The following is a 26,330-nucleotide window of genomic DNA, read 5'->3' on the forward strand; positions in this document are numbered from 1 at the left end:
GTGATTATGGATTTATCATCGCTACGCACCCAGCAGCTCAGCCTGGCGGCATCGGTTGAACGAGGCGATCGGCTGGAACAGGATCCGCCGACGCTGATCGGCGGAGCGGATGTTGGATTTGAGCAAGAGGGGGAGGTGACCCGGGCGGCGATGGTACTGTTGAGCTATCCCTCCCTGGAGCTGGTGGAGTATCAGGTCGCGCGCGTTGCGACCACAATGCCCTATATCCCCGGCTTCCTCTCCTTTCGCGAAACTCCCGCGCTGCTGGCGGCGTGGGAGCTGCTTTCGCGCAAACCCGATCTCTTATTCGTCGATGGCCACGGTATTTCCCACCCGCGCCGCCTCGGCGTCGCCAGCCATTTTGGCCTGCTGGTGGATGTGCCGACTATCGGCGTGGCGAAAAAACGGCTGTGCGGTAAGTTTGAGCCGCTGGGCGATGAGCCCGGCGCGCTGGCGCCACTGCTGGATAAAGGCGACCAGCTGGCGTGGGTTTTGCGCAGTAAAACGCGCTGTAATCCCCTATTTGTGAGTACCGGGCACCGCGTGGGCCTGGATAGCGCGCTGATGTGGGTAGAACGCTGCCTGAAAGGCTACCGCCTGCCTGAGCCGACGCGCTGGGCTGATGCGGTGGCGTCCCGACGTCCGGCGTTTGTGCGTTGGCAAGCAAATCACGGCTGATTCAGGTACACTGCGGCTAATTTCTGACTTCGAGATTTCATCATGTTACAAAACCCGATTCATCTGCGCCTGGAGAAGCTGGAAAGCTGGCAGCACGTGACCTTTATGGCCTGCTTGTGCGAGCGGATGTACCCCAACTACGCCATGTTCTGTCAGCAAACTGAGTTCGCCGATGGCCAGCTCTATCGCCGTATCCTCGATCTGATCTGGGAAACGCTGACGGTAAAAGACGCGAAGGTGAATTTCGACAGCCAGCTGGAAAAGCTGGAAGAAGCGATTCCTGCCGCAGATGATTACGACCTGTACGGCGTTTATCCGGCCATCGATGCCTGCGTCGCACTGAGTGAACTGATTCATTCGCGGCTGAGCGGCGAAACGCTCGAACATGCTATTGAAGTCAGCAAGAGTTCGATCACCACCGTCGCGATGCTGGAAATGACCCAGGCTGGTCGCGAAATGACCGACGAAGAGCTCAAAGAAAACCCGGCCGTTGAACAAGAGTGGGATATTCAGTGGGAGATTTTCCGTCTTCTGGCCGACTGCGAAGAACGCGATATTGAACTGATCAAAGGGCTACGGGCAGACCTTCGCGAGGCCGGCGAGAGCAATATTGGTATAAATTTTCAGCAATGAGACCAGAAAACGTGATTTACCGCCTGAATTGTAGCGTCTGAAGGCTTCCATTCCGCCCCCCGTCTGGTCTACATTTGGGGGGCGAAAAAACGTGGCTATCGGTGCGTGTATGCAGGAGAGTGCTTTTCAGGCATTTCCGTCGCACTCGATGCTTAGCAAGCGATAAACACATTGTAAGGATAACTTATGAACAAGACTCAACTGATTGATGTAATTGCGGACAAAGCTGACCTGTCCAAAGCACAGGCGAAAGCTGCCCTGGAATCTACCCTGGCTGCAATTACCGAGTCTCTGAAAGAAGGTGATGCTGTTCAACTGGTTGGTTTCGGTACCTTCAAAGTGAACCACCGCGCTGAGCGTACTGGCCGCAACCCGCAGACCGGTAATGAAATCAAAATCGCCGCAGCAAACGTACCGGCATTTGTTTCAGGTAAAGCTCTGAAAGACGCAGTTAAGTAAGACCGCGTGGCAGTGTACAGTTTTATCGAAGGGGCTTGTCGGCCCCTTTTGTCTACCTGGCGCCGCACGCTGGCGCTGGTAGGCGTATTGCTGCTCACTGCCTGCAGCCATGATTCCTCTCTCCCGCCGTTTACCGCCAGCGGATATGCGGATAACCAGGGGGCGATGCGTATCTGGCGCAAAGATTCCGCCAGCGAGGTCCATCTCCTTGCGGCCTTCAGTCCATGGCGTCATGGTAATACCTCGACCAGCGAGTACCGCTGGCAGGATGGCCAGCTCGCGCTGATCGAACTCAACGTCTACGGCAAACCGCCGGAACATATTCGCGCCCGGTTTGATGCGCAGGGCGAACTCAGCTTTATGCAGCGTGAAATCGATGGCCAGAAGCAGCAGCTTTCCAGCGATCAGGTCGCGCTATACCGCTATCGCGCTGAGCAAATACGCCAGACCAGCGATGCCTTGCGTCAGGGACGCGTTATGCTGCGGCAGGGGCGCTGGCACGCCAACAGGACGGTGACGACCTGTGAAGGCCAGACCGTGAAGCCTGACCTCGATACGCTGGCGCTGGCGCATATTGAGCGTCGCCAGAATCACTCATCCGTTGAGGTGAGCGTGGCATGGCTCGAAGCGCCGGAAGGCTCTCAGCTGCTGCTGGTGGCAAACGAAGACTTCTGTACCTGGCAGCCGACCGAAAAAAGCTTCTGAACTTTACCAGTGTTACCAGTGGTTCATCCCCATATGACCGCGGCCCCCACACCCCATACCTTCGCCGCGAGGAATACCCGCCTGCGCTAATGCGAGATCGAACTTCACCCGCTGTTGGGCAAGCTTCTGACCGAGAGCGTCCATCTCCTGGGCGACGGATTCGATTTTCGCGCTGTCAGGTTTATCCGTGGTTAACAGCGCGTTGTATTCGTAGCGTTTTGATATGAGCTGCTGACGTAAAACGCGGGTTTGTTCATAGAAATCATTATGCAGCTTCTGGGCAGTGGCCTGTTGCTCGGTCGTCAGCTGGTTATAGCCCTGGGGGCCCATACCGTTGCCGTTATTCCAGTGGTGCCTTGCCCAGGCTGAGCTACTGCCGAAAGTCAGCGCGGCGAGGGCAATCAGCGTCAGCGTCATTTTTTTGTTCCGTTTCATAGTTTATTCTCCTGTCTTATGGTTACTCAGTGATTTGCATCTTCCGTGCCAGAGTGGAAAGGCCGCAGGATATCGGGCGTTGAATGCTTTTCAGCGGACGGGAGCGAGTAAAAATGACTCGCGGTAAAGGACGCAGCGGGTCATTTTTACTCGATCGCCTTCCCGGTTTGCGCCCAGGGAGAGGTTAGATGGGACGGAATAGTGGCATGATTTCTGCTGGGCTATGCGGTGTCTGAGGAAAGGGAGTTGTCATGAACGTGATGCGGTTGTCTAAGGATTCCGTCGCCGTTGGGCTGAGCTGGTTGTTAACCGGCCTTATCTTGCTGCTGGTATGCCTGTTTTCCGCTTTAATCGTGCGTGACTATGGCCGTGAAAATGAAGCCGCACGCCAGACTATCCAGGAAAAAGGCAGCGTGCTGATTCGCGCTCTTGAGTCCGGAACCCGGGTCGGAATGGGAATGCGCATGCATCATTCCCAGTTGCAGACGCTGCTGGAGGAGATGGCCTGGCAGCCCGGCGTACTGTGGTTCGCGGTGACGGATGAGAACGGTAAAATTATCGCCCATAGCGACCCGCGGCGGGTCGGTGAGTCGCTCTATCCTGCCAGCACCCTGCGGGAGCTGAATATCGGTAGCGAGGAGCGCTGGCGCCGCCTCGAACAACCGGAGCCGGCGCTGGAGATTTATCGTCAGTTTCGCCCGCTTAACGGCGGCGGGCATCATATGCGCATGATGATGCGTCGCGAATCTGCCGATCTGCGTAATCAGGCGCCCCAGGTCATTTTTATTGCCTTTGATACCCGCGAGCTGGATGCCGACCATGCTCGTGGCCTGCGCAATATGGTCATTATGCTCTGCGCGGCAGGCGTGGTGATGGCAGCAACGGTGCTGGCGCAGTTCTGGTTCCGCCGCTATCAGCGTTCACGCAAGCAGCTGCAGGAGGCGACGGCGCGAAAAGAAAAGCTGGTGGCGCTCGGTCATCTGGCCGCGGGGGTCGCCCATGAAATCCGCAACCCGCTATCATCCATAAAAGGGCTGGCCAAGTATTTCGCCGAGCGAACCCCAGCCGATGGTGAAGCGCATCAGCTGGCTCTGGTGATGGCCAGAGAAGCCGATCGCCTGAACAGGGTCGTCAGCGAGCTGCTGGAACTGGTGCGTCCGGCGCATTTAAAATATCAATCGGTTGATTTAAATGAAGTGATCACGCATTCGCTTCAACTGGTTAGCCAGGATGCCGCCAGCCGGGCAATATCTCTGACGTTTACCGCGCAGCCCGCGCTATGCCGCATCCAGGCCGATCCGGATCGTTTGAAACAGGTGCTGCTTAACCTTTATCTCAATGCTGTCCATGCCATTGGCCGCGAGGGCGTGATTACGGTGGCGGTGAGGGAGTGCGGCGATGGGCGAGTCAAGGTGAGCGTTGCTGACAGCGGCAAGGGAATGACGGCGGAACAGCTACAGGCCATTTTCACACCGTACTTTAGTACCAAGGCCGACGGCACCGGGCTGGGCCTGGCGGTGGTGCAGAACATCGTTGAGCAGCACGGCGGGACAATTGACGCCGAGAGCGCCCCCGGCAAGGGCGCGCTATTTACGTTCTATTTGCCGGTTAATGGGCAACAGAAGGATGAACAAGGATGAGTGGCGAGCAGGTCGATATTCTGGTGGTGGACGATGACATTAGCCACTGCACTATCTTACAGGCGCTGTTGCGGGGCTGGGGTTATCGGGTTGCGCTGGCCAACAACGGCTTACAGGCGCTGGAAAAGGTGCGCGAGAAGGTCTTTGATCTGGTGCTTTGCGATATTCGCATGGCGGAGATGGACGGCATCGAAACGCTAAAAGAGATCAAAACCTTCAATCCGTCGATTCCCGTTCTGATCATGACCGCGTACTCCAGCGTTGATACCGCTGTAGAGGCGCTGAAATCCGGTGCGCTGGACTACCTTATTAAGCCGCTGGACTTTGACAAGCTGCAGCTGACGCTATCCGAGGCGTTGGCCCACACCCGGCTAAGCGAGTCTCCCGTCACAGAGACCCCCGCCGCCCAGTTTGGTATGGTGGGGGATAGCCCGGCGATGCGGGCGCTGCTGAACAATATCACCCTGGTTGCGCCCTCCGATGCGACGGTATTAATTCACGGCGAGTCGGGCACAGGGAAAGAGCTGGTCGCGCGAGCGCTGCACGCCAGCAGCGCTCGCAGCCGCAGGCCGCTGGTGATCCTCAACTGTGCGGCGCTCAACGAGTCGTTGCTGGAGTCGGAGCTGTTTGGCCATGAGAAGGGCGCGTTTACCGGTGCGGACAAACGGCGAGAAGGGCGCTTCGTTGAAGCGGACGGCGGTACGCTGTTCCTTGATGAGATAGGCGACATTTCGCCGTTGATGCAGGTGCGCCTGCTGCGGGCGATTCAGGAGCGCGAAGTGCAGCGCGTGGGCAGCAACCAGACCCTTTCGGTTGACGTACGGCTGATTGCCGCCACCCATCGGGATTTAGCCGAAGAGGTCAGCGCCGGACGTTTTCGCCAGGATCTCTACTACCGTTTGAACGTCGTGACTATCGACATGCCGCCGCTGCGTCATCGCAGGGAGGATATCCCCCCGCTGGCGCGCTATTTCCTGCAACGGTATGCCGAGCGTAACCGCAAAGCGGTACAGGGATTTACGCCACAGGCGATGGACTTGCTGATTCACTACGCCTGGCCGGGCAATATTCGCGAGCTGGAAAATGCGGTGGAGCGGGCGGTGGTCCTGCTGACCGGCGAGTACATCTCCGAACGCGAGCTGCCGCTGGCGATTACCGGTACGCCGGTTGCGGACGCGCCGCACGGCGATGATAGTATTCAGCCGCTGGTGGAGGTGGAGAAAGAAGCGATTCTGGCGGCACTTGAAAGAACGGGCGGCAACAAAACTGAAGCCGCCCGTCGGTTAGGCATTACGCGCAAAACGCTGCTGGCAAAGCTCAGCCGTTAGCGGTTTTGCTCACGTTCGATAGCGCGCCAGCCGATGTCGTTACGGCTAAAGCTGCCGTCCCAGCTGATATCGCTCATCAGGGCGTAAGCGTGCTTTTGCGCTTCAGCGACGGTGCGGCCCAGCGCGGTAGCGCACAGCACCCGACCGCCGCTGGTCAATACGCGATCGTCGTCAGCAAGTTTGGTTCCGGCGTGGAAGACCTTACCGTCAGCCGCTTCTTCCAGCGGCAGGCCGTGGATCTCATCGCCGGTGCTGTAGTTGCCCGGATAGCCACCGGCGGCGATTACAACGCCCAGCGAGGCGCGCTCGTCCCACTCGGAGGTTTTCTCATTCAGCTTACCGTCGCAGGCGGCGAGGCACAGATCCACCAGATCCGATTTCATGCGCAGCATGATCGGCTGGGTTTCCGGATCGCCAAAGCGGCAGTTGAACTCAATAACCTTCGGATTACCCTGTTTGTCGATCATCAGGCCCGCGTAGAGGAAACCGGTGTAGGTGTTCCCTTCCGCGGCCATACCTTTAACGGTTGGCCAGATAATGCGTTCCATGGTGCGCTGGTGAACCTCATCGGTTACCACCGGTGCCGGAGAGTAAGCGCCCATACCGCCGGTGTTCGGGCCGGTATCGCCATTGCCCACGCGTTTGTGATCCTGGCTGGTGGCCATCGGCAGGACGTGCTCGCCGTCGACCATCACGATAAAGCTTGCTTCTTCGCCGTCGAGAAACTCTTCGATGACGATGCGGTGTCCGGCGTCGCCAAAGGCGTTACCTGCCAGCATGTCGTGAACGGCGGCTTCCGCTTCTTCCTGCGTCATGGCAACAATCACACCCTTGCCAGCGGCCAGGCCGTCGGCCTTAATGACGATCGGCGCGCCTTTCTCACGCAGGTACGCCAGAGCGGGCTCAATTTCTGTAAAGTTCTGATACTCCGCCGTCGGAATTTTATGACGGGCGAGAAAATCTTTAGTGAAGGCTTTGGAACCTTCCAGCTGCGCTGCGCCTTCGGTTGGACCGAAGATTTTCAGCCCGGCGGCGCGGAACGCATCTACCACGCCAATCACCAGCGGCGCTTCCGGACCAACGATGGTCAGGTCAATCTTCTCGTTCTGGGCAAAGCTCAGCAGCGCCGGAATATCGGTGACGCCGATAGCCACGTTCTGCAGCGCCGGTTCCAGGGCGGTACCGGCGTTACCCGGGGCGACAAAAACGGTATCAACCAGCGGTGACTGTGCGGCCTTCCAGGCCAGCGCGTGCTCGCGCCCGCCGTTGCCAATAACTAATACTTTCATCGTCTGCTCCGTAAATTAATGGCGGAAGTGGCGCATATCGGTGAAGATCATCGCGATGCCGTGCTCATCGGCGGCGGCAATCACCTCTTCGTCGCGAATAGAACCGCCAGGCTGAATGACGCAGCTCACGCCAACGGCAGCGGCGGCATCAATACCGTCGCGGAACGGGAAGAAGGCGTCGGAGGCCATAGCCGAACCTTTCACTTCCAGACCTTCATCACCGGCTTTAATCCCGGCGATTTTGGCCGAGTAAACGCGGCTCATCTGGCCTGCGCCTATTCCGATGGTCATGTTCTCCTTGGCATACACGATGGCATTGGACTTCACGAACTTCGCCACTTTCCAGCAGAACAGCGCGTCACGCAGCTCTTGCTCGGTCGGCTGGCGTTTGGAAACCACGCGCAGTTCGCCTTCCGTCACCATACCCAAGTCGCGGTCCTGAACCAGCAGGCCGCCGTTAACGCGTTTGAAGTCCAGGCCCGGCACGCGCTGCGTCCACTGACCGCAGGTCAGGACGCGGACGTTCTGTTTCGCGGCAGTGATCTTCAGGGCTTCTTCCGTCGCGGTCGGCGCGATGATCACTTCAACAAACTGGCGGGAGATGATGGCCTGCGCGGTTTCGGCATCCAGTTCGCGGTTAAAGGCGATAATACCGCCGAAGGCAGAGGTCGGGTCGGTTTTATACGCGCGGTCGTAGGCGTCAAGAAGGGAGGTGCTTACCGCCACGCCGCACGGGTTAGCGTGCTTCACGATAACGCAGGCCGGCTCGCTAAACTCTTTCACACACTCCAGCGCCGCATCGGTATCGGCGATGTTGTTATAAGAGAGGGCCTTGCCCTGAACCTGCTGCGCGGTCGCCACGGAAGCTTCTTTGATTTCTTCTTCTATATAGAAGGCAGCCTGCTGGTGGCTGTTTTCACCGTAACGCATATCCTGCTTCTTAATGAAGTTCAGGTTCAGGGTGCGCGGGAAGCGGCCAGCGGCTTCTTTGCTCTCGCCGTGATAGGCCGGAACCATGCTGCCGAAGTAGTTGGCAATCATGCTGTCGTAGGCTGCGGTATGTTCAAATGCTTTAATGGCGAGGTCGAAGCGGGTATCGAGAGTTAAGGAACCTTCGTTGGCATCCATCTCTTGAATAATGGCATCGTAGTCGCTGCTCTTCACCACAATGGCGACATCTTTATGGTTCTTCGCCGCCGAGCGAACCATGGTTGGGCCGCCGATATCAATGTTCTCTACCGCGTCTTCCAGCGAGCAATCCTCGCGGGCCACGGTTTGAGCAAACGGATACAGGTTAACAACCACCATATCGATAGGGGCGATACCGTGCTGTTGCATAATGCCGTCATCCTGGCCGCGGCGGCCGAGAATGCCGCCGTGAACTTTCGGATGCAGAGTCTTCACGCGTCCGTCCATCATTTCCGGGAAACCGGTGTAGTCAGAGACTTCGGTCACCGGCAGACCTTTCTCAGCCAGCAGGCGTGCGGTACCACCCGTAGAGAGTAGCTCGACACCACGAGCGGAAAGCGCCTGCGCGAATTCGACGATACCGGCCTTGTCAGAAACACTGAGCAGGGCGCGGCGGACTGGACGACGTTGTTGCATGGTATTAAATCCCCAGGATTTGAATATTACAGAGAGCGTTAGGTGAGTTTTTGCCTAAAAACTCACCTAACGCACCCAACCGGGCATCCTTGTTATAGCGCGGCATTGTAACGAAAACGTTTGCGCAACGCTCGCGAATTTTTATCTTTCTATTTTTACCCCCGGATCGCGCCTTATATAGACCTTATATAGAGAAGAGAGATGGCCTTTATAAGGGGGCACCTTTCGTCATCTGTGGATAATTCTGTGCGTAACTGGGTATAAAGCGGGGTTTTGCTGGGGAATGCAGCAGTCAGTCATTTTTCTGCAATTTTACTATTGCGGATGCTCGGGAACTCCCTATAATGCGCCTCCATCGACACGGCAGATGTGAATCACTTCACAAACAACCCGGTCGGTTGAAGAGAAAAAATCCTGAAATAACGGGTTGACTCTGAAAGAGGAAAGCGTAATATACGCCACCTCGCAACGGTGAGCGAAAGCCGCGTTGCACTGCTCTTTAACAATTTATCAGACAATCTGTGTGGGCACTCAAAGTGACATGGATTCTTAACGTCGCAAGACGAAAAACGAATACCAAGTCTCTGAGTGAACATACGTAATTCATTACGAAGTTTAATTCACGAGCATCAAACTTAAATTGAAGAGTTTGATCATGGCTCAGATTGAACGCTGGCGGCAGGCCTAACACATGCAAGTCGAACGGTAGCACAGAGAGCTTGCTCTCGGGTGACGAGTGGCGGACGGGTGAGTAATGTCTGGGAAACTGCCCGATGGAGGGGGATAACTACTGGAAACGGTAGCTAATACCGCATAACGTCGCAAGACCAAAGAGGGGGACCTTCGGGCCTCTTGCCATCGGATGTGCCCAGATGGGATTAGCTTGTAGGTGAGGTAACGGCTCACCTAGGCGACGATCCCTAGCTGGTCTGAGAGGATGACCAGCCACACTGGAACTGAGACACGGTCCAGACTCCTACGGGAGGCAGCAGTGGGGAATATTGCACAATGGGCGCAAGCCTGATGCAGCCATGCCGCGTGTATGAAGAAGGCCTTCGGGTTGTAAAGTACTTTCAGCGGGGAGGAAGGGAGTAAGGTTAATAACCTTGCTCATTGACGTTACCCGCAGAAGAAGCACCGGCTAACTCCGTGCCAGCAGCCGCGGTAATACGGAGGGTGCAAGCGTTAATCGGAATTACTGGGCGTAAAGCGCACGCAGGCGGTCTGTCAAGTCGGATGTGAAATCCCCGGGCTCAACCTGGGAACTGCATTCGAAACTGGCAGGCTGGAGTCTTGTAGAGGGGGGTAGAATTCCAGGTGTAGCGGTGAAATGCGTAGAGATCTGGAGGAATACCGGTGGCGAAGGCGGCCCCCTGGACAAAGACTGACGCTCAGGTGCGAAAGCGTGGGGAGCAAACAGGATTAGATACCCTGGTAGTCCACGCTGTAAACGATGTCGACTTGGAGGTTGTTCCCTTGAGGAGTGGCTTCCGGAGCTAACGCGTTAAGTCGACCGCCTGGGGAGTACGGCCGCAAGGTTAAAACTCAAATGAATTGACGGGGGCCCGCACAAGCGGTGGAGCATGTGGTTTAATTCGATGCAACGCGAAGAACCTTACCTACTCTTGACATCCAGAGAACTTAGCAGAGATGCTTTGGTGCCTTCGGGAACTCTGAGACAGGTGCTGCATGGCTGTCGTCAGCTCGTGTTGTGAAATGTTGGGTTAAGTCCCGCAACGAGCGCAACCCTTATCCTTTGTTGCCAGCGGTCCGGCCGGGAACTCAAAGGAGACTGCCAGTGATAAACTGGAGGAAGGTGGGGATGACGTCAAGTCATCATGGCCCTTACGAGTAGGGCTACACACGTGCTACAATGGCATATACAAAGAGAAGCGACCTCGCGAGAGCAAGCGGACCTCATAAAGTATGTCGTAGTCCGGATTGGAGTCTGCAACTCGACTCCATGAAGTCGGAATCGCTAGTAATCGTGGATCAGAATGCCACGGTGAATACGTTCCCGGGCCTTGTACACACCGCCCGTCACACCATGGGAGTGGGTTGCAAAAGAAGTAGGTAGCTTAACCTTCGGGAGGGCGCTTACCACTTTGTGATTCATGACTGGGGTGAAGTCGTAACAAGGTAACCGTAGGGGAACCTGCGGTTGGATCACCTCCTTACCTGAAAGAACCTGCCTTTGTAGTGTCCACACAGATTGTCTGATAGATGTAAAGAAGCAAGACGGCTGCGAAGTCGCGACACCTCGTGTCCCCTTCGTCTAGCGGTTAGGACTCCGCCCTTTCACGGCGGCAACAGGGGTTCGAATCCCCTAGGGGACGCCACTTGCTGGCTGTGAGTGAAAGGCACAACCAACCGATATCTCAAAACTCATCTTCGGGTGACGTTTGAGATATTTGCTCTTTAAAAATCTGGATCAAGCTGAAAATTGAAACGACACACAGTGAATGTGTGTTCGAGTCTCTCAAATTTTCGCGACACGACGATGTTTCACGAAACATCTTCGGGTTGTGAGGTTAAGCGACTAAGCGTACACGGTGGATGCCCTGGCAGTCAGAGGCGATGAAGGACGTGCTAATCTGCGAAAAGCGTCGGTAAGGTGATATGAACCGTTATAGCCGGCGATGTCCGAATGGGGAAACCCAGTGCAATTCGTTGCACTATCGTTTGATGAATACATAGTCAAACGAGGCGAACCGGGGGAACTGAAACATCTAAGTACCCCGAGGAAAAGAAATCAACCGAGATTCCCCCAGTAGCGGCGAGCGAACGGGGAGCAGCCCGGAGTCTGAATCAGCTTGTGTGTTAGTGGAAGCGTCTGGAAAGTCGCAGGGTACAGGGTGATACTCCCGTACACTAAAGCACACAGGCTGTGAACTCGAAGAGTAGGGCGGGACACGTGGTATCCTGTCTGAATATGGGGGGACCATCCTCCAAGGCTAAATACTCCTGACTGACCGATAGTGAACCAGTACCGTGAGGGAAAGGCGAAAAGAACCCCGGCGAGGGGAGTGAAAAAGAACCTGAAACCGTGTACGTACAAGCAGTAGGAGCCTCTTTATGGGGTGACTGCGTACCTTTTGTATAATGGGTCAGCGACTTATATTCTGTAGCAAGGTTAACCGTATAGGGGAGCCGCAGGGAAACCGAGTCTTAACTGGGCGTTAAGTTGCAGGGTATAGACCCGAAACCCGGTGATCTAGCCATGGGCAGGTTGAAGGTTGGGTAACACTAACTGGAGGACCGAACCGACTAATGTTGAAAAATTAGCGGATGACTTGTGGCTGGGGGTGAAAGGCCAATCAAACCGGGAGATAGCTGGTTCTCCCCGAAAGCTATTTAGGTAGCGCCTCGTGAATTCATCTTCGGGGGTAGAGCACTGTTTCGGCTAGGGGGTCATCCCGACTTACCAACCCGATGCAAACTACGAATACCGAAGAATGTTATCACGGGAGACACACGGCGGGTGCTAACGTCCGTCGTGAAGAGGGAAACAACCCAGACCGCCAGCTAAGGTCCCAAAGTCATGGTTAAGTGGGAAACGATGTGGGAAGGCCCAGACAGCCAGGATGTTGGCTTAGAAGCAGCCATCATTTAAAGAAAGCGTAATAGCTCACTGGTCGAGTCGGCCTGCGCGGAAGATGTAACGGGGCTAAACCATGCACCGAAGCTGCGGCAGCGACACTATGTGTTGTTGGGTAGGGGAGCGTTCTGTAAGCCGTTGAAGGTGGCCTGTGAGGGTTGCTGGAGGTATCAGAAGTGCGAATGCTGACATAAGTAACGATAATGCGGGTGAAAAACCCGCACGCCGGAAGACCAAGGGTTCCTGTCCAACGTTAATCGGGGCAGGGTGAGTCGACCCCTAAGGCGAGGCCGAAAGGCGTAGTCGATGGGAAACAGGTTAATATTCCTGTACTCGGTGTTACTGCGAAGGGGGGACGGAGAAGGCTATGTTGGCCGGGCGACGGTTGTCCCGGTTTAAGCATGTAGGCGGATGTTCCAGGTAAATCCGGAACGTTATCAACGCTGAGGTGTGATGACGAGGCACTACGGTGCTGAAGTGACAAATGCCCTGCTTCCAGGAAAAGCCTCTAAGCATCAGGTAACATCAAATCGTACCCCAAACCGACACAGGTGGTCAGGTAGAGAATACCAAGGCGCTTGAGAGAACTCGGGTGAAGGAACTAGGCAAAATGGTGCCGTAACTTCGGGAGAAGGCACGCTGATACCAGGTGAAGTGGTTTACCCATGGAGCTGAAATCAGTCGAAGATACCAGCTGGCTGCAACTGTTTATTAAAAACACAGCACTGTGCAAACACGAAAGTGGACGTATACGGTGTGACGCCTGCCCGGTGCCGGAAGGTTAATTGATGGGGTTATCCGTAAGGAGAAGCTCTTGATCGAAGCCCCGGTAAACGGCGGCCGTAACTATAACGGTCCTAAGGTAGCGAAATTCCTTGTCGGGTAAGTTCCGACCTGCACGAATGGCGTAATGATGGCCAGGCTGTCTCCACCCGAGACTCAGTGAAATTGAACTCGCTGTGAAGATGCAGTGTACCCGCGGCAAGACGGAAAGACCCCGTGAACCTTTACTATAGCTTGACACTGAACACTGGTCCTTGATGTGTAGGATAGGTGGGAGGCTTTGAAGCGTGGACGCCAGTCTGCGTGGAGCCATCCTTGAAATACCACCCTTTAATGGCTGGTGTTCTAACGTGGGCCCCTAATCGGGGTTGCGGACAGTGTCTGGTGGGTAGTTTGACTGGGGCGGTCTCCTCCTAAAGAGTAACGGAGGAGCACGAAGGTCAGCTAATCCTGGTCGGACATCAGGAGGTTAGTGCAATGGCATAAGCTGGCTTGACTGCGAGCGTGACGGCGCGAGCAGGTGCGAAAGCAGGTCATAGTGATCCGGTGGTTCTGAATGGAAGGGCCATCGCTCAACGGATAAAAGGTACTCCGGGGATAACAGGCTGATACCGCCCAAGAGTTCATATCGACGGCGGTGTTTGGCACCTCGATGTCGGCTCATCACATCCTGGGGCTGAAGTAGGTCCCAAGGGTATGGCTGTTCGCCATTTAAAGTGGTACGCGAGCTGGGTTTAGAACGTCGTGAGACAGTTCGGTCCCTATCTGCCGTGGGCGCTGGAGAATTGAGGGGGGCTGCTCCTAGTACGAGAGGACCGGAGTGGACGCATCACTGGTGTTCGGGTTGTCATGCCAATGGCATTGCCCGGTAGCTAAATGCGGAAGAGATAAGTGCTGAAAGCATCTAAGCACGAAACTTGCCCCGAGATGAGTTCTCCCTGACTCCTTGAGAGTCCTGAAGGAACGTTGAAGACGACGACGTTGATAGGCCGGGTGTGTAAGCGCAGCGATGCGTTGAGCTAACCGGTACTAATGAACCGTGAGGCTTAACCTTACAACGCCGAAGATGTTTTGGCGGATTGAGAGAAGATTTTCAGCCTGATACAGATAACAGAATTTGCCTGGCGGCAGTAGCGCGGTGGTCCCACCTGACCCCATGCCGAACTCAGAAGTGAAACGCCGTAGCGCCGATGGTAGTGTGGGGTCTCCCCATGTGAGAGTAGGGAACTGCCAGGCATCAATTAAGTGAAGAGCCCATCCTGACGGATGGGCTTTTTGCGTTTTTGTGGTCTGCGAATGACCGGACAGGAGTTGATCCTTATCCGGCCCCATATTTTACTCATGTACCAGATGCAATAACGGATAAGGTTTACCAAGATCGTCCGTCTCTGAACGCCCCGTCACCTTAAAGCCCATCTTCTGATAAAATCCGACCGCTTGCTCATTCTGCTCATTAACGTTGGTCGTCAACTTTGGCGCCAGCGTTAGCGCGTGTTCAATCAGTAATTTACCGACTCCACAGCCGCGGACCGTAGGGTCAACGAATAGCGCATCCATATGTTCACCCGTAAGAAGCATAAAGGCGACGGGCTCATCTTTCTCCGTTACCGCCACCCACAGCGGCGCTTCGGGTAGAAATGAACTCACCAGCGTTTCGAGTTCCACTCTATACTCTTTTGACAGGAAATCGTGTGTGGCATCAACCGACCGACGCCAGATCGCAACCAGTTTTTCCCCTTCATCATGCCGTGAACGGCGGATACTAATAACCATAATTGCTCCTTTTATTTGTTCTTATATTCTAACCTAAAAATCTCCGTGAAATTTTCTCACCCTGCACCTGCAGGCTCGACATTCACCTTATTCCTGGGTATCTTCAGCTGTCTGGATGTCTAAACGTTTATACGTATGCTATGAGGTAATAAAGTTATGCCAATTCGGGTGCAGGACGAGCTACCGGCCGTCAATTTCTTGCGTAATGAAAACGTCTTTGTGATGACGACAACTCGCGCGACGACTCAGGAAATCCGCCCGCTGAAGGTGCTCATCCTTAATCTGATGCCGAAGAAAATCGAGACTGAGAATCAGTTTCTGCGACTGCTTTCCAACTCTCCTCTGCAGCTTGATATCCAGCTGCTGCGCATCGATGCTCGCGAATCGCGTAATACCCCGGCGGAACACCTCAACAACTTTTACTGCAACTTTGAAGATATTTGCGATCAGAACTTTGACGGCCTGATTGTGACCGGCGCGCCTTTAGGGCTTGTTGAGTTTAATGACGTTGCCTACTGGCCGCAGATCAAGCAGGTACTGGAGTGGGCAAAAGATCATGTCACCTCCACGCTGTTTGTCTGTTGGGCGGTACAGGCTGCCCTTAATATTCTCTACGGTATTCCTAAACAGACCCGCTCTGAAAAGATTTCCGGCGTATATGAACACCATATCCTGCAACCTCATGCCTTGTTAACCCGCGGCTTTGACGATAGCTTTCTGGCCCCGCATTCGCGCTATGCCGATTTTCCGGCGGCGCTGATTCGCGACTACACCGACCTGGAGATTTTGGCGGAGACGGAAGAGGGGGACGCCTACCTGTTCGCCAGTAAAGATAAACGCATCGCCTTCGTGACCGGTCACCCGGAATATGACGCCAATACCCTGGCCAGCGAGTTTTTCCGCGATGTGGAAGCGGGCCTCGATCCGCAGGTTCCGTACAATTATTTCCCGCAAAACGATCCGCAGAACAAACCGCGCGCCACATGGCGAAGCCATGGCAATCTGCTGTTTATCAACTGGCTGAATTATTACGTCTACCAGATCACACCATACGATCTACGCCATATGAATCCGACTCTGGATTAATCTTCTACACAACGCGATCCTAAAGCGTTTCAGCATTTTGCCTCTGGCACCTTCGGGTGCCTTTTTTATTTCCGAAACGCAGCTCATATTGTAATTAAACTTTATTTATATTGTTATCAATAGGTTAACTTTTAATTAAATTAAAAATGGAAATTGTTTTTGATTTTGAAAAATAAATGCGTAGTCTTAATTGTGCTGAACGAAAACTACACAACGATCTTACGTTCGCGCCAACTGGATCAACCAAGAGGAGCAGCACATGACGCAGCAGGCGACAATTACTGACGAACTGGCTTTTAGCCAGCCATATGGCGACCAGGAAAAGCAAATCTTAACGCCTGAGGCAGTGGAGTTTCTGACCGAGCTGGTGAGCCGCTTTACGCCAGAGCGCAACAGACTCCTGGCGGCGCGTATCCAGCAGCAGCAGGCAATTGACGACGGAAAGCTTCCTGATTTTATTTCGGAAACAGCTTCCATTCGTAATAGTGAATGGAAGATCCGCGGCATTCCGGAGGATTTGCAGGATCGGCGGGTGGAAATCACCGGGCCGGTTGAGCGCAAGATGGTGATCAATGCGCTCAATGCGAATGTGAAAGTCTTCATGGCGGATTTCGAAGACTCGCTGGCGCCCGAATGGAACAAAGTCATTGATGGGCAAATTAACCTGCGCGATGCGGTTAATGGCACCATCAGCTACACCAATGAAGCCGGCAAGATTTATCAGCTCAAGCCGAACCCGGCGCTACTGATCTGCCGCGTTCGCGGTTTGCACCTGCCGGAAAAACATGTGACCTGGCGCGGTGAAGCCATTCCCGGCAGCCTGTTCGACTTCGCACTCTATTTCTTCCATAACTACAAAGCGTTACTGGAAAAAGGCAGCGGCCCCTATTTCTATCTGCCGAAGACTCAGGCCTGGCAGGAAGCGGCGTGGTGGAGTGAAGTCTTTAGCTTTACGGAAGACCGTTTTGAGCTGCCGCGCGGCACCGTTAAAGCCACCTTGCTGATTGAAACGCTGCCCGCCGTATTCCAGATGGATGAAATCCTACATGCCCTGCGCGACCATATTGTTGGCTTGAACTGCGGGCGCTGGGACTACATCTTCAGCTATATCAAAACGCTGAAGAACCACCCTGATCGCGTTCTGCCGGATCGTCAGGTAGTGACGATGGACAAACCTTTCCTCAGCGCCTATTCGCGATTGCTGATTAAGACCTGCCACAAGCGCGGCGCGTTTGCGATGGGCGGTATGGCGGCCTTTATCCCCAGTAAAGACGCTGAACGCAACAATCAGGTGCTGAATAAAGTAAAAGCCGATAAGTCGCTGGAGGCGAATAACGGCCATGACGGTACCTGGATCGCCCATCCCGGGCTGGCTGACACCGCGATGGCCGTCTTTAACGGTGTACTGGGCGAGAACAAAAATCAGCTGTCGGTTACCCGCGAAGACGACGCGCCGATTACCGCTGAACAGCTGCTGGCCCCCTGCGAGGGCGAACGAACCGAAGAGGGCATGCGCGCCAATATTCGCGTGGCGGTGCAGTACATCGAGGCGTGGATCTCCGGTAATGGCTGCGTACCGATCTATGGCCTGATGGAAGATGCGGCAACGGCCGAAATCTCCCGCACCTCGATTTGGCAGTGGATCCATCATGAGAAAACCCTCAGTAACGGCACACCGGTAACCAAAGCGCTGTTCCGCCAGTGGCTGGCCGAAGAGATGCGGGTGATTCAGGACGAACTGGGCGAGCACCGCTACAGCAGCGGGCGTTTTGATGAAGCCGCTCGCCTGATGGAACAGATCACCACCTCCGACGAGCTGATCGATTTCTTAACCCTGCCGGGCTATCGCCTTCTGGCCTAATTCACCACACAACAATATGGAGCATCTGCACATGAAGACTCGTACCCAACAAATCGAAGAATTAAACAAAGAGTGGACGAAACCGCGCTGGGAAGGGATTACCCGCCCATACAGCGCCGAGGACGTGGTGAAGCTACGCGGCTCGGTCAATCCAGAGTGTACCCTGGCGCAGCTGGGCGCGGCAAAGATGTGGCGACTCCTGCACGGCGAAGCGAAAAAAGGCTACATCAACAGCCTGGGCGCGCTGACCGGCGGGCAGGCGCTGCAGCAGGCGAAAGCGGGCATTGAAGCGATTTATCTTTCCGGCTGGCAGGTCGCGGCGGACGCCAACCTGGCTTCCAGCATGTATCCGGATCAATCGCTCTATCCGGCAAACTCGGTACCGGCAGTTGTCGATCGGATCAACAACACCTTCCGCCGCGCGGATCAGATCCAGTGGTCTGCGGGCATTGAGCTGAACGATCCGCGTTATACCGATTATTTCCTGCCGATCGTCGCCGACGCGGAAGCGGGATTTGGCGGCGTGCTTAATGCGTTCGAGCTGATGAAATCGATGATTGAGGCCGGTGCAGCGGCCGTACACTTCGAAGACCAGCTGGCATCGGTGAAGAAATGCGGCCATATGGGCGGCAAAGTACTGGTACCCACGCAAGAAGCGATTCAGAAACTGGTTGCCGCGCGCCTGGCGGCGGACGTGATGGGCGTGCCGACCCTGGTGATCGCCCGTACTGACGCCGATGCGGCGGATTTAATTACCTCAGACTGCGATCCTTACGATCGTCAGTTCATCACCGGAGACCGTACCAGCGAAGGGTTCTTCCGCACCCATGCCGGTATCGAACAGGCGATCAGCCGCGGGCTGGCCTACGCGCCCTATGCCGACCTGGTGTGGTGTGAAACTTCCACCCCGGACCTTGAGCTGGCAAAGCGCTTTGCCGATGCGATTCACGCGAAATATCCGGGCAAACTGCTGGCCTACAACTGCTCGCCGTCGTTTAACTGGCAGAAAAAGCTGGATGATAAAACCATTGCCAGCTTCCAGCAGCAGCTGGCGGATATGGGCTACAAGTATCAGTTCATCACCCTGGCCGGTATCCACAGCATGTGGTTCAACATGTTCGATCTGGCGCACGCTTACGCCCAGGGCGAGGGCATGAAGCATTATGTTGAGAAAGTCCAGCAGCCGGAGTTCGCGGCGGCTAAAGATGGCTACACCTTTGTCTCTCATCAGCAGGAAGTGGGTACCGGCTACTTCGATAAGGTGACCACCATTATCCAGGGCGGAACATCGTCGGTGACGGCGCTGACCGGCTCGACGGAAGAGTCGCAGTTCTGATTGCTGCCCGGTGGCGCTGCGCTTACCGGGCCTACGAAAGCGGTAGGCCGGATAAGCGTACGCGCCAACCGGCATGACCGGATGCTGGATGGGGGAAAGCGATGACGCGTGGCCTGGAATTATTGATTGCTCAAACTATTTTGCAGGGTTTTGACGCCCAATATGGTCGTTTTCTTGAAGTGACTTCCGGCGCCCAGCAGCGCTTTGAACAGGCTGACTGGCATGCCGTCCAGCAGGCGATGAAGCAGCGTATTCACCTTTACGATCACCATGTCGGCCTGGTCGTCGAACAGCTGCGCTGCATTACCGATGGTAAAAATACCGATACCGAATTTTTGCTGCGGGTGAAAGAGCACTATACCCGCCTGCTGCCGGATTACCCTCGCTTCGAAATTGCGGAGAGCTTTTTTAATTCCGTCTATTGCCGGTTGTTTGACCACCGCTCGCTGACTCCCGAGCGGCTTTTTATTTTCAGCTCGCAGCCGGAGCGGCGCTTACGTTCCATCCCGCGGCCGCTGGCTAAAGATTTCTTCCCGAACCGGGGCTGGGACACGTTATTACGCAAAGTGTTATCCGATCTTCCTCTCCGTCTGCCGTGGCAAAACAGCGCGCGCGACATCGGATATATCACCGCTTGCCTGCAGGAAGCGCTCGGCAGCGAGTTGCTTTCCCGCTCGCATCTGCAGGTGGCGAATGAACTGTTTTATCGCAATAAGGCGGCCTGGCTGGTGGGTAAACTCGTCACGCCGATGGCGACGCTGCCTTTTCTTCTCCCCATCCATCGTTCCGATGAAGGTGAACTGTTTGTCGATGCCTGTCTGACGACGCACGCCGAAGCCAGCATCGTTTTTGGCTTCGCCCGCTCCTATTTTATGGTTTACGCGCCGCTGCCCGGCGCGCTGGTTGAGTGGCTGCGCGAGATTCTCCCGGGTAAAACCACCGCCGAACTGTATATGGCGATTGGCTGCCAGAAGCATGCGAAAACCGAGAGTTATCGGGAATACCTGCACTACATTTCCCGCAGCGATGAGCAATTTATTGAAGCGCCGGGGATCCGTGGAATGGTGATGCTGGTGTTTACTTTGCCGGGATTTGACCGGGTATTTAAGGTCATTAAGGACCGCTTCGCGCCGCAAAAAGAGATGACCGCCGCCCACGTGCGCGCCTGCTATCAGCTGGTCAAAGAGCACGACCGCGTGGGACGGATGGCCGATACCCAGGAGTTTGAGAACTTCGTGCTGGAGAAACGGCAAATTGCGCCCGAACTGATGACCCTGCTGCAAACCGAGGCCGGAGCGAAAATTACCGATCTCGGCGATCGCATCGCCATCAGCCATCTTTATATCGAGCGGCGGATGGTGCCGCTCAATATCTGGCTGGAGCAGGTCGACGGTCAGGCGCTGCGCGATGCGGTGGAGGAGTACGGGAACGCCATTCGACAGCTGGCCGCCGCCAATATTTTCCCCGGCGATATGCTCTTTAAAAACTTTGGCGTCACGCGTCACGGCCGGGTGGTGTTCTACGATTATGATGAAATTTGCTATATGACGGAAGTGAACTTCCGCGAGATCCCGCCGGCGCGCTACCCGGAAGATGAACTCGCCAGCGAGCCCTGGTATAGCGTCTCGCCGGGCGATGTTTTCCCGGAAGAGTTTCGCCACTGGCTGTGCGCCGATCCGCGCATCGGGCCGCTATTTGAAGAGATGCATGCCGACCTGCTGCGCGCCGACTACTGGCGGGAGCTGCAAACGCGCATCCGCAACGGCCACGTGGAAGATGTTTACGCCTATCGCCGCCGCCAGCGCTTTTGCGTGCGCTATGGCAATCTGCAGCAGGCGGGGTAACAGGCGGGCTGGCTCAGGCCGCTTCGATAACGGTAAACTCTTCGTATACCAGCTCCATATCCGGCGCCCAGGTGCCCTCTCGTTCAAAGAAGGCCTGATGCGCCGATTGCCAGTAGGCGAGGCTCAAATCGCCTTCGCCTTCCAGCGCGGCGAGCTCCGGGCTCATTTCGTTAAAACGGATGAGCCTGAGCGTCAGGGTGCGTATCACGCAGACGGCTTTTCCTTTGCCGTCCAGCACAATGTGATATGCCCCTGGCGTCACGGGCGGCTGTTCCTGCTGATAGCTGACAAGCGAGCCGCAGGTGCCGCGCTTTTTCCCCGCGACGACCAGGGCCGCCAGCTCGTCGGCCAGCGCCGCGGAATCGCCGAAAGACCAGCAAAAAGCGGAAGGGTATTTATCCTGCCAGTAGGATTTCAGATCGCTCATTTAGCGCACTCCGCCGTAGGCCAGCGTGACTTCTTTCGCCGCCTTAATCACCATCGCGCCGAACTCGGTCACGCGATCATCGGTAATGCGGGAAATGGGCCCGGAAATAGAGATGGCGGCGAACGGCTCACGATGTTCATCATAAATGCATGACGCCACGCAGCGTAGGCCAAGCGCGTGTTCTTCATCATCAAACGAGTAGCCGCGTTTGCGCGTCTGGGCCAGGTCCTCTTTCAGATGCACCGGCGATACCAGCGTGGCGTGGGTATAAGCGTGCAGGCCTTGACGGTGCAGCAGACCGGTGACCTGATCTTCACTTAGTTGCGACAAAAACGCCTTTCCGGCGCCGGAAGCGTGCATCGGTAACTTACCGCCAATCGGCGCCGACATGCGCATCAGCTGGGTACACTGCACCTGATCGATAATAATCGCCTGATGGTCGCTCTGGTCCAGCACCGCGAGGTTAACCGTTTCGCCGGAGTCTTCCATCAGCTGACGCAAAATCGGATGGACGATCGCCAACAGATTACGGCTTTGCAGGAAGCTGCTGCCGACGACGAAAGCATGCGCGCCTACCGACCAGTGTCCCAGCTCACCGACCTGACGAACAAAACCCAGTTGCTGCATGGTCGTCAGCAGGCGGTGCGTCGTGGAGTTAGGCAAACCAGCCTGCTGGGCCAGCTCGGTCAGCGCCACGCTGCCGTGGGATTCAGCAATCCATTCAAGCAGTTTCAGTCCGCGAGTCAGGGACTGAACTTGTCCGCCAGCCGGAGCGGCGGCGGGAGAGGCAGGTTTTCTGCCGCGTTTTGCGGGAGCGGGGGTCGCCATCGCGGACTCCTTTTTTCTGTATCGTGGAAATGATTTTCGTTTTATTTGGCGATAATGCAATCACTACCCGACTGATCGGATGAGTGAAGCTGAACATGTCTCATCTTGCCCGCTGTTCTCTTTTCCACCCCTTCGGTTTGTGCCAGTATGGTCTGTTGAGTTTTTTCGGTCTGGTTGAGCGTTGTCGGGAGCGAGTGTGAGCAGCAAAGTTGAGCAACTGCGTCAGCAGTTAAAAGCACGTATTTTGGTTCTGGATGGGGGCATGGGCACCATGATCCAGAGCTATCGTCTGAGTGAGCAGGACTTTCGCGGCGAACGCTTTGCCGACTGGCCGTGCGACCTGAAGGGCAACAACGACCTGCTGGTTCTCAGCAAGCCGGAAGTGATAACCGCTATCCACGATGCCTATTTCGAGGCCGGGGCGGATATCATTGAAACCAACACCTTTAACTCGACGACCATCGCGATGGCGGATTACCAGATGGAATCCCTGTCGGCGGAGATCAACTTTACGGCGGCGAAACTGGCCCGCGCCAGCGCCGATGCCTGGACCGCCCGCACGCCGGAAAAACCGCGCTACGTCGCAGGCGTTCTCGGCCCGACTAACCGCACCGCGTCTATTTCTCCGGACGTCAACGACCCGGCCTACCGCAACATCACCTTTGACGGGCTGGTGGAAGCCTATCGTGAATCCACCAAAGCGCTGGTGGAAGGCGGGGCGGATCTGATTCTGATTGAGACGGTGTTCGATACCCTCAACGCCAAGGCGGCGATCTTTGCGGTTAAAGAGGAGTTCGAAGCGCTGGGTGTCGATCTGCCGATTATGATCTCCGGCACCATCACCGACGCCTCCGGGCGCACGCTGTCCGGCCAGACCACCGAAGCTTTTTATAACTCGCTGCGCCACGCCGATGCGCTGACGTTCGGCCTCAACTGCGCCCTCGGGCCGGATGAGCTGCGCCAGTACGTGCAGGAGCTGTCGCGTATCGCCGAGTGCTACGTCACCGCCCACCCGAACGCCGGTCTGCCAAACGCTTTTGGTGAATACGATCTGGACGCCGACACGATGGCGGCGCAAATTCGCGAATGGGCTGAAGCCGGATTCCTGAATATTGTCGGCGGCTGCTGCGGCACCACGCCGGAACATATCGCCGCCATGAGCCACGCGGTGGCCGGCCTGCCGCCGCGCCAGCTGCCGGAGATCCCCGTTGCCTGCCGTCTTTCCGGCCTGGAGCCGCTGAATATCGGCGACGACAGCCTGTTTGTGAACGTTGGCGAACGCACCAACGTCACCGGCTCGGCGAAATTTAAGCGCCTGATTAAAGAAGAAAAATATAACGAAGCGCTGGATGTAGCGCGCCAGCAGGTCGAAAGCGGCGCGCAGATTATCGATATCAATATGGATGAGGGGATGCTCGACGCCGAAGCGGCGATGACGCGTTTCCTCAACCTGATCGCCGGTGAGCCGGATATCGCCCGCGTGCCGATTATGATCGACTCTTCCAAATGGGAAGTTATCGAAAAAGGCCTGAAGTGTATTCAGGGTAAAGGCATCGTTAACTCCATCTCGATGAAAGAGGGCGTTGAGCCGTTTATCCAGCACGCGAAAAAGGTGCGCCGCTACGGGGCCGCCGTGGTGGTGATGGCCTTTGATGAAGTGGGCCAGGCCGATACCCGCGAGCGGAAAATTGAAATTTGCCGCCGGGCGTACAAAATTCTCACCGAAGAGGTGGGTTTCCCGCCGGAAGATATCATCTTTGACCCGAATATTTTCGCCGTGGCGACCGGAATTGAAGAGCACAACAACTACGCCCAGGACTTTATCGGCGCCTGCGAAGATATCAAACGCGAACTGCCGCACGCGCTCATTTCCGGCGGCGTTTCTAACGTGTCGTTCTCCTTCCGCGGCAACGACCCTGTGCGCGAGGCGATTCACGCGGTATTCCTTTACTACGCCATCCGCAACGGTATGGATATGGGTATCGTCAACGCCGGCCAACTGGCGATTTACGACGATCTGCCCGCCGAGCTGCGCGACGCGGTTGAAGATGTGATTCTGAACCGCCGCGATGACGGCACCGAACGCCTGCTCGATCTGGCGGAAAAATATCGCGGCAGCAAAACGGATGACACTGCCAACGCCCAGCAGGCGGAGTGGCGCAGCTGGGACGTCAAAAAACGCCTCGAATACTCGCTGGTGAAGGGCATTACCGAATTTATCGAACTGGATACCGAAGAAGCTCGCCAACAGGCCGCGCGTCCGATTGAGGTTATCGAAGGGCCGCTGATGGACGGCATGAACGTGGTCGGCGATCTGTTCGGCGAGGGGAAAATGTTCCTGCCGCAGGTGGTGAAATCCGCCCGCGTAATGAAGCAGGCGGTGGCCTACCTTGAACCCTATCTCGAAGCCAGCAAAGAGAAAGGCTCCAGCAACGGCAAGATGGTGATCGCCACCGTGAAAGGCGACGTTCACGACATCGGTAAGAACATTGTCGGCGTGGTGCTGCAGTGTAATAACTACGAAATCGTCGATCTTGGCGTGATGGTGCCTGCGGATAAAATCCTGAAAACCGCCCGTGAAGTGAACGCCGATCTGATTGGCCTCTCCGGGCTGATTACGCCGTCGCTGGATGAGATGGTCAACGTGGCGAAGGAGATGGAGCGTCAGGGCTTTACTATTCCGCTGCTGATCGGCGGCGCCACTACCTCGAAAGCGCATACGGCGGTGAAAATCGAGCAGAACTACAGCGGCCCGACGGTCTACGTACAGAACGCCTCGCGTACCGTCGGCGTGGTCGCTGCGCTGCTGTCCGCGACCCAGCGTGATGATTTTGTCGCCCGAACCCGCAAAGAGTACGAAACGGTACGTATTCAGCACGGGCGTAAAAAGCCGCGCACCCCGCCGGTCACGCTGGAAGCCGCGCGCGATAACGATCTGGCCTTTGACTGGGAAAGCTATACGCCGCCGGTGGCCCATCGCCTGGGCGTGCAGGAAGTGGAAGCCAGTATCGAAACCCTGCGTAACTATATCGACTGGACGCCGTTCTTTATGACCTGGTCGCTGGCCGGGAAATATCCGCGCATTCTGGAAGATGAAGTGGTGGGCGAAGAGGCGAAGCGCCTGTTCAGCGATGCCAATGAGCTGCTGGATAAGCTCAGCGCCGAGAAGACCCTGAATCCGCGAGGCGTAGTGGGGCTGTTCCCGGCTAACCGGGTCGGCGACGATGTCGAAATCTATCGCGATGAAACTCGCACGCACGTGCTGACGGTGGGGCATCATTTACGCCAGCAGACCGAAAAAGTTGGTTTTGCCAACTACTGCCTGGCGGATTTTGTCGCCCCGAAACTGTCAGGAAAAGCGGATTATATCGGCGCCTTTGCGGTGACCGGCGGCCTTGAGGAAGACGCGCTGGCCGACGCCTACGAAGCGCAGCACGATGATTACAACAAGATTATGGTGAAGGCGATTGCCGACCGCCTGGCGGAAGCCTTTGCCGAATATCTGCATGAGCGGGTGCGCAAGGTCTACTGGGGCTATGCGGCGAACGAGAACCTCAGCAACGAAGAGCTGATCCGCGAGAACTACCAGGGGATTCGCCCGGCGCCGGGCTATCCGGCCTGCCCGGAGCACACTGAAAAGGCGACGATCTGGGCGCTGCTGGAGGTGGAAAAACACACCGGCATGAAGCTGACGGAGTCCTTTGCCATGTGGCCCGGCGCGTCGGTTTCCGGCTGGTACTTTAGCCATCCTGACAGCAAGTACTTCGCGGTGGCGCAAATTCAGCGCGATCAGGTGGAAGACTACGCGTTACGAAAAGGAATGAGCGTGGCGGAAGTGGAGCGCTGGCTGGCGCCTAATCTGGGGTATGACGCTGATTAATTTGTAAAGTGGTCACCTTTTCTTACAACTAACAGGGCGCTCAATGAGCGCCCTGTCTCTTTATTGAGCGTAAACCCTTATACTTAAGAGCTTGAGATCGTTGTGGAGCGGATAAGCGAAGCGCCATCCGGCCTGTAACGGT

The 26,330-nt window shown here is 56.0% G+C and carries 17 protein-coding genes, 1 tRNA gene and 3 rRNA genes; 15 read left to right on the top strand and 6 right to left on the bottom strand.

Annotated features, from left to right (window positions below; genetic code table 11):
• Nucleotides 1-6: 6 nt before the first annotated feature.
• The 4 genes from nfi (at nucleotide 7) to BWI76_RS01590 (ending at nucleotide 2,475) form a co-directional block, all read left to right on the top strand.
• Nucleotides 7-678 (top strand): deoxyribonuclease V, encoded by a 672-nt coding sequence (gene nfi / locus BWI76_RS01575; protein WP_024360693.1) that lies wholly within the window; start codon nucleotides 7-9, stop codon nucleotides 676-678.
• A 42-nt stretch (nucleotides 679-720) separates the two neighbouring features.
• A complete protein-coding gene (locus BWI76_RS01580; protein WP_004097673.1) occupies nucleotides 721-1,311 on the top strand; it encodes a YjaG family protein in 591 nt (196 codons plus the stop codon).
• A 186-nt stretch (nucleotides 1,312-1,497) separates the two neighbouring features.
• Nucleotides 1,498-1,770, top strand: coding sequence for a nucleoid-associated protein HU-alpha (hupA, locus tag BWI76_RS01585; protein ID WP_004097675.1), 273 nt, complete (start codon nucleotides 1,498-1,500; stop codon nucleotides 1,768-1,770).
• A 12-nt stretch (nucleotides 1,771-1,782) separates the two neighbouring features.
• Nucleotides 1,783-2,475 (top strand): DUF1481 domain-containing protein, encoded by a 693-nt coding sequence (locus BWI76_RS01590; RefSeq protein ID WP_004870522.1) that lies wholly within the window; start codon nucleotides 1,783-1,785, stop codon nucleotides 2,473-2,475.
• A gap of 12 nt (nucleotides 2,476-2,487) precedes the next feature.
• Here BWI76_RS01590 and zraP read toward each other — a convergent pair whose 3' ends face one another.
• Complete coding sequence (zraP, locus tag BWI76_RS01595) at nucleotides 2,488-2,910, bottom strand: zinc resistance sensor/chaperone ZraP (RefSeq protein ID WP_004870523.1); 423 nt, start codon at nucleotides 2,908-2,910, stop codon at nucleotides 2,488-2,490.
• 251 nt (nucleotides 2,911-3,161) lie between these two features.
• Here zraP and zraS point away from each other — a divergent pair, with 251 nt between their 5' ends.
• Together zraS and zraR are read left to right on the top strand one after the other, a co-directional pair.
• A complete protein-coding gene (gene zraS, locus BWI76_RS01600) occupies nucleotides 3,162-4,550 on the top strand; it encodes a two-component system sensor histidine kinase ZraS (RefSeq protein ID WP_004870525.1) in 1,389 nt (462 codons plus the stop codon).
• Complete coding sequence (gene zraR, locus BWI76_RS01605) at nucleotides 4,547-5,878, top strand: sigma-54-dependent response regulator transcription factor ZraR (protein WP_004870527.1); 1,332 nt, start codon at nucleotides 4,547-4,549, stop codon at nucleotides 5,876-5,878. Before zraS ends, zraR begins: the two co-directional genes overlap by 4 nt.
• Here zraR and purD read toward each other — a convergent pair.
• Both purD and purH read right to left on the bottom strand, forming a co-directional pair.
• Complete coding sequence (gene purD / locus BWI76_RS01610; RefSeq protein ID WP_024360696.1) at nucleotides 5,875-7,167, bottom strand: phosphoribosylamine--glycine ligase; 1,293 nt, start codon at nucleotides 7,165-7,167, stop codon at nucleotides 5,875-5,877. The genes zraR and purD overlap by 4 nt on opposite strands.
• A gap of 15 nt (nucleotides 7,168-7,182) precedes the next feature.
• The gene (gene purH / locus BWI76_RS01615) at nucleotides 7,183-8,772 is read right to left on the bottom strand and encodes a bifunctional phosphoribosylaminoimidazolecarboxamide formyltransferase/IMP cyclohydrolase (RefSeq protein WP_024360697.1); all 1,590 of its coding nucleotides are present in this window, start codon (nucleotides 8,770-8,772) and stop codon (nucleotides 7,183-7,185) included.
• Between the two features lie 637 nt (nucleotides 8,773-9,409).
• On the opposite strand from purH, the gene BWI76_RS01630 reads away from it, so the two are divergent.
• The 4 genes from BWI76_RS01630 to rrf all read left to right on the top strand — a co-directional run bounded on the left by BWI76_RS01630 (nucleotide 9,410) and on the right by rrf (nucleotide 14,389).
• Nucleotides 9,410-10,949: ribosomal RNA gene (locus BWI76_RS01630) — 16S ribosomal RNA — on the top strand.
• Between the two features lie 87 nt (nucleotides 10,950-11,036).
• Nucleotides 11,037-11,111 (top strand) — tRNA-Glu (locus tag BWI76_RS01635).
• Between the two features lie 190 nt (nucleotides 11,112-11,301).
• Nucleotides 11,302-14,207: ribosomal RNA gene (locus tag BWI76_RS01640) — 23S ribosomal RNA — on the top strand.
• A gap of 66 nt (nucleotides 14,208-14,273) precedes the next feature.
• A 5S ribosomal RNA gene (rrf, locus tag BWI76_RS01645) occupies nucleotides 14,274-14,389 on the top strand.
• The 16S, 23S and 5S rRNA genes sit together here with 1 tRNA gene alongside, the layout of an rRNA operon.
• A 99-nt stretch (nucleotides 14,390-14,488) precedes the next feature.
• On the opposite strand, the gene BWI76_RS01650 is transcribed toward rrf, so the two are convergent.
• A complete protein-coding gene (locus BWI76_RS01650) occupies nucleotides 14,489-14,926 on the bottom strand; it encodes an acetyltransferase (protein WP_004138452.1) in 438 nt (145 codons plus the stop codon).
• Between the two features lie 156 nt (nucleotides 14,927-15,082).
• Between BWI76_RS01650 and metA the strand changes: the two genes are divergently transcribed.
• The 4 genes from metA to aceK all read left to right on the top strand — a co-directional run bounded on the left by metA (nucleotide 15,083) and on the right by aceK (nucleotide 21,053).
• Nucleotides 15,083-16,012, top strand: coding sequence for a homoserine O-acetyltransferase MetA (gene metA / locus BWI76_RS01655; RefSeq protein ID WP_004138454.1), 930 nt, complete (start codon nucleotides 15,083-15,085; stop codon nucleotides 16,010-16,012).
• 259 nt (nucleotides 16,013-16,271) lie between these two features.
• The gene (gene aceB, locus BWI76_RS01660; RefSeq protein ID WP_049089230.1) at nucleotides 16,272-17,873 is read left to right on the top strand and encodes a malate synthase A; all 1,602 of its coding nucleotides are present in this window, start codon (nucleotides 16,272-16,274) and stop codon (nucleotides 17,871-17,873) included.
• 31 nt (nucleotides 17,874-17,904) lie between these two features.
• Nucleotides 17,905-19,209 carry an isocitrate lyase gene (aceA, locus tag BWI76_RS01665; protein WP_004138460.1) on the top strand — a complete coding sequence of 435 codons (1,305 nt, stop codon included), beginning with the start codon at nucleotides 17,905-17,907 and terminating at the stop codon, nucleotides 19,207-19,209.
• Between the two features lie 101 nt (nucleotides 19,210-19,310).
• Complete coding sequence (aceK, locus tag BWI76_RS01670; RefSeq protein WP_004138461.1) at nucleotides 19,311-21,053, top strand: bifunctional isocitrate dehydrogenase kinase/phosphatase; 1,743 nt, start codon at nucleotides 19,311-19,313, stop codon at nucleotides 21,051-21,053.
• 13 nt (nucleotides 21,054-21,066) lie between these two features.
• Here aceK and BWI76_RS01675 read toward each other — a convergent pair whose 3' ends face one another.
• The gene (locus BWI76_RS01675) at nucleotides 21,067-21,471 is read right to left on the bottom strand and encodes an ASCH domain-containing protein (RefSeq protein ID WP_102136219.1); all 405 of its coding nucleotides are present in this window, start codon (nucleotides 21,469-21,471) and stop codon (nucleotides 21,067-21,069) included.
• 9 nt (nucleotides 21,472-21,480) lie between these two features.
• Nucleotides 21,481-22,308 (bottom strand): glyoxylate bypass operon transcriptional repressor IclR, encoded by an 828-nt coding sequence (gene iclR, locus BWI76_RS01680; RefSeq protein WP_024360169.1) that lies wholly within the window; start codon nucleotides 22,306-22,308, stop codon nucleotides 21,481-21,483.
• Between the two features lie 196 nt (nucleotides 22,309-22,504).
• Here iclR and metH point away from each other — a divergent pair, with 196 nt between their 5' ends.
• Entirely contained in the window at nucleotides 22,505-26,188 is a 3,684-nt protein-coding gene (gene metH, locus BWI76_RS01685; protein ID WP_064371518.1) for a methionine synthase, read from the top strand.
• Nucleotides 26,189-26,330 lie beyond the last annotated feature (142 nt).

Source organism: Klebsiella sp. M5al (assembly GCF_002090195.1).
In the GTDB taxonomy this organism is placed as follows: Bacteria; Pseudomonadota; Gammaproteobacteria; order Enterobacterales; family Enterobacteriaceae; genus Klebsiella; species Klebsiella grimontii.

What these genes read in the sequence shown, in the direction of transcription:
- nfi (WP_024360693.1), top strand. Translation starts at nt 7, where the DNA reads ATGGATTTATCATCGCTACGCACCCAGCAGCTCAGCCTGGCGGCATCG.
- BWI76_RS01580 (WP_004097673.1), top strand. Translation starts at nt 721, where the DNA reads ATGTTACAAAACCCGATTCATCTGCGCCTGGAGAAGCTGGAAAGCTGG.
- hupA (WP_004097675.1), top strand. Translation starts at nt 1,498, where the DNA reads ATGAACAAGACTCAACTGATTGATGTAATTGCGGACAAAGCTGACCTG.
- zraP (WP_004870523.1), bottom strand. Translation starts at nt 2,910, where the DNA reads ATGAAACGGAACAAAAAAATGACGCTGACGCTGATTGCCCTCGCCGCG.
- zraS (WP_004870525.1), top strand. Translation starts at nt 3,162, where the DNA reads ATGAACGTGATGCGGTTGTCTAAGGATTCCGTCGCCGTTGGGCTGAGC.
- zraR (WP_004870527.1), top strand. Translation starts at nt 4,547, where the DNA reads ATGAGTGGCGAGCAGGTCGATATTCTGGTGGTGGACGATGACATTAGC.
- purD (WP_024360696.1), bottom strand. Translation starts at nt 7,167, where the DNA reads ATGAAAGTATTAGTTATTGGCAACGGCGGGCGCGAGCACGCGCTGGCC.
- purH (WP_024360697.1), bottom strand. Translation starts at nt 8,772, where the DNA reads ATGCAACAACGTCGTCCAGTCCGCCGCGCCCTGCTCAGTGTTTCTGAC.
- BWI76_RS01650 (WP_004138452.1), bottom strand. Translation starts at nt 14,926, where the DNA reads ATGGTTATTAGTATCCGCCGTTCACGGCATGATGAAGGGGAAAAACTG.
- metA (WP_004138454.1), top strand. Translation starts at nt 15,083, where the DNA reads ATGCCAATTCGGGTGCAGGACGAGCTACCGGCCGTCAATTTCTTGCGT.
- aceB (WP_049089230.1), top strand. Translation starts at nt 16,272, where the DNA reads ATGACGCAGCAGGCGACAATTACTGACGAACTGGCTTTTAGCCAGCCA.
- aceA (WP_004138460.1), top strand. Translation starts at nt 17,905, where the DNA reads ATGAAGACTCGTACCCAACAAATCGAAGAATTAAACAAAGAGTGGACG.
- aceK (WP_004138461.1), top strand. Translation starts at nt 19,311, where the DNA reads ATGACGCGTGGCCTGGAATTATTGATTGCTCAAACTATTTTGCAGGGT.
- iclR (WP_024360169.1), bottom strand. Translation starts at nt 22,308, where the DNA reads ATGGCGACCCCCGCTCCCGCAAAACGCGGCAGAAAACCTGCCTCTCCC.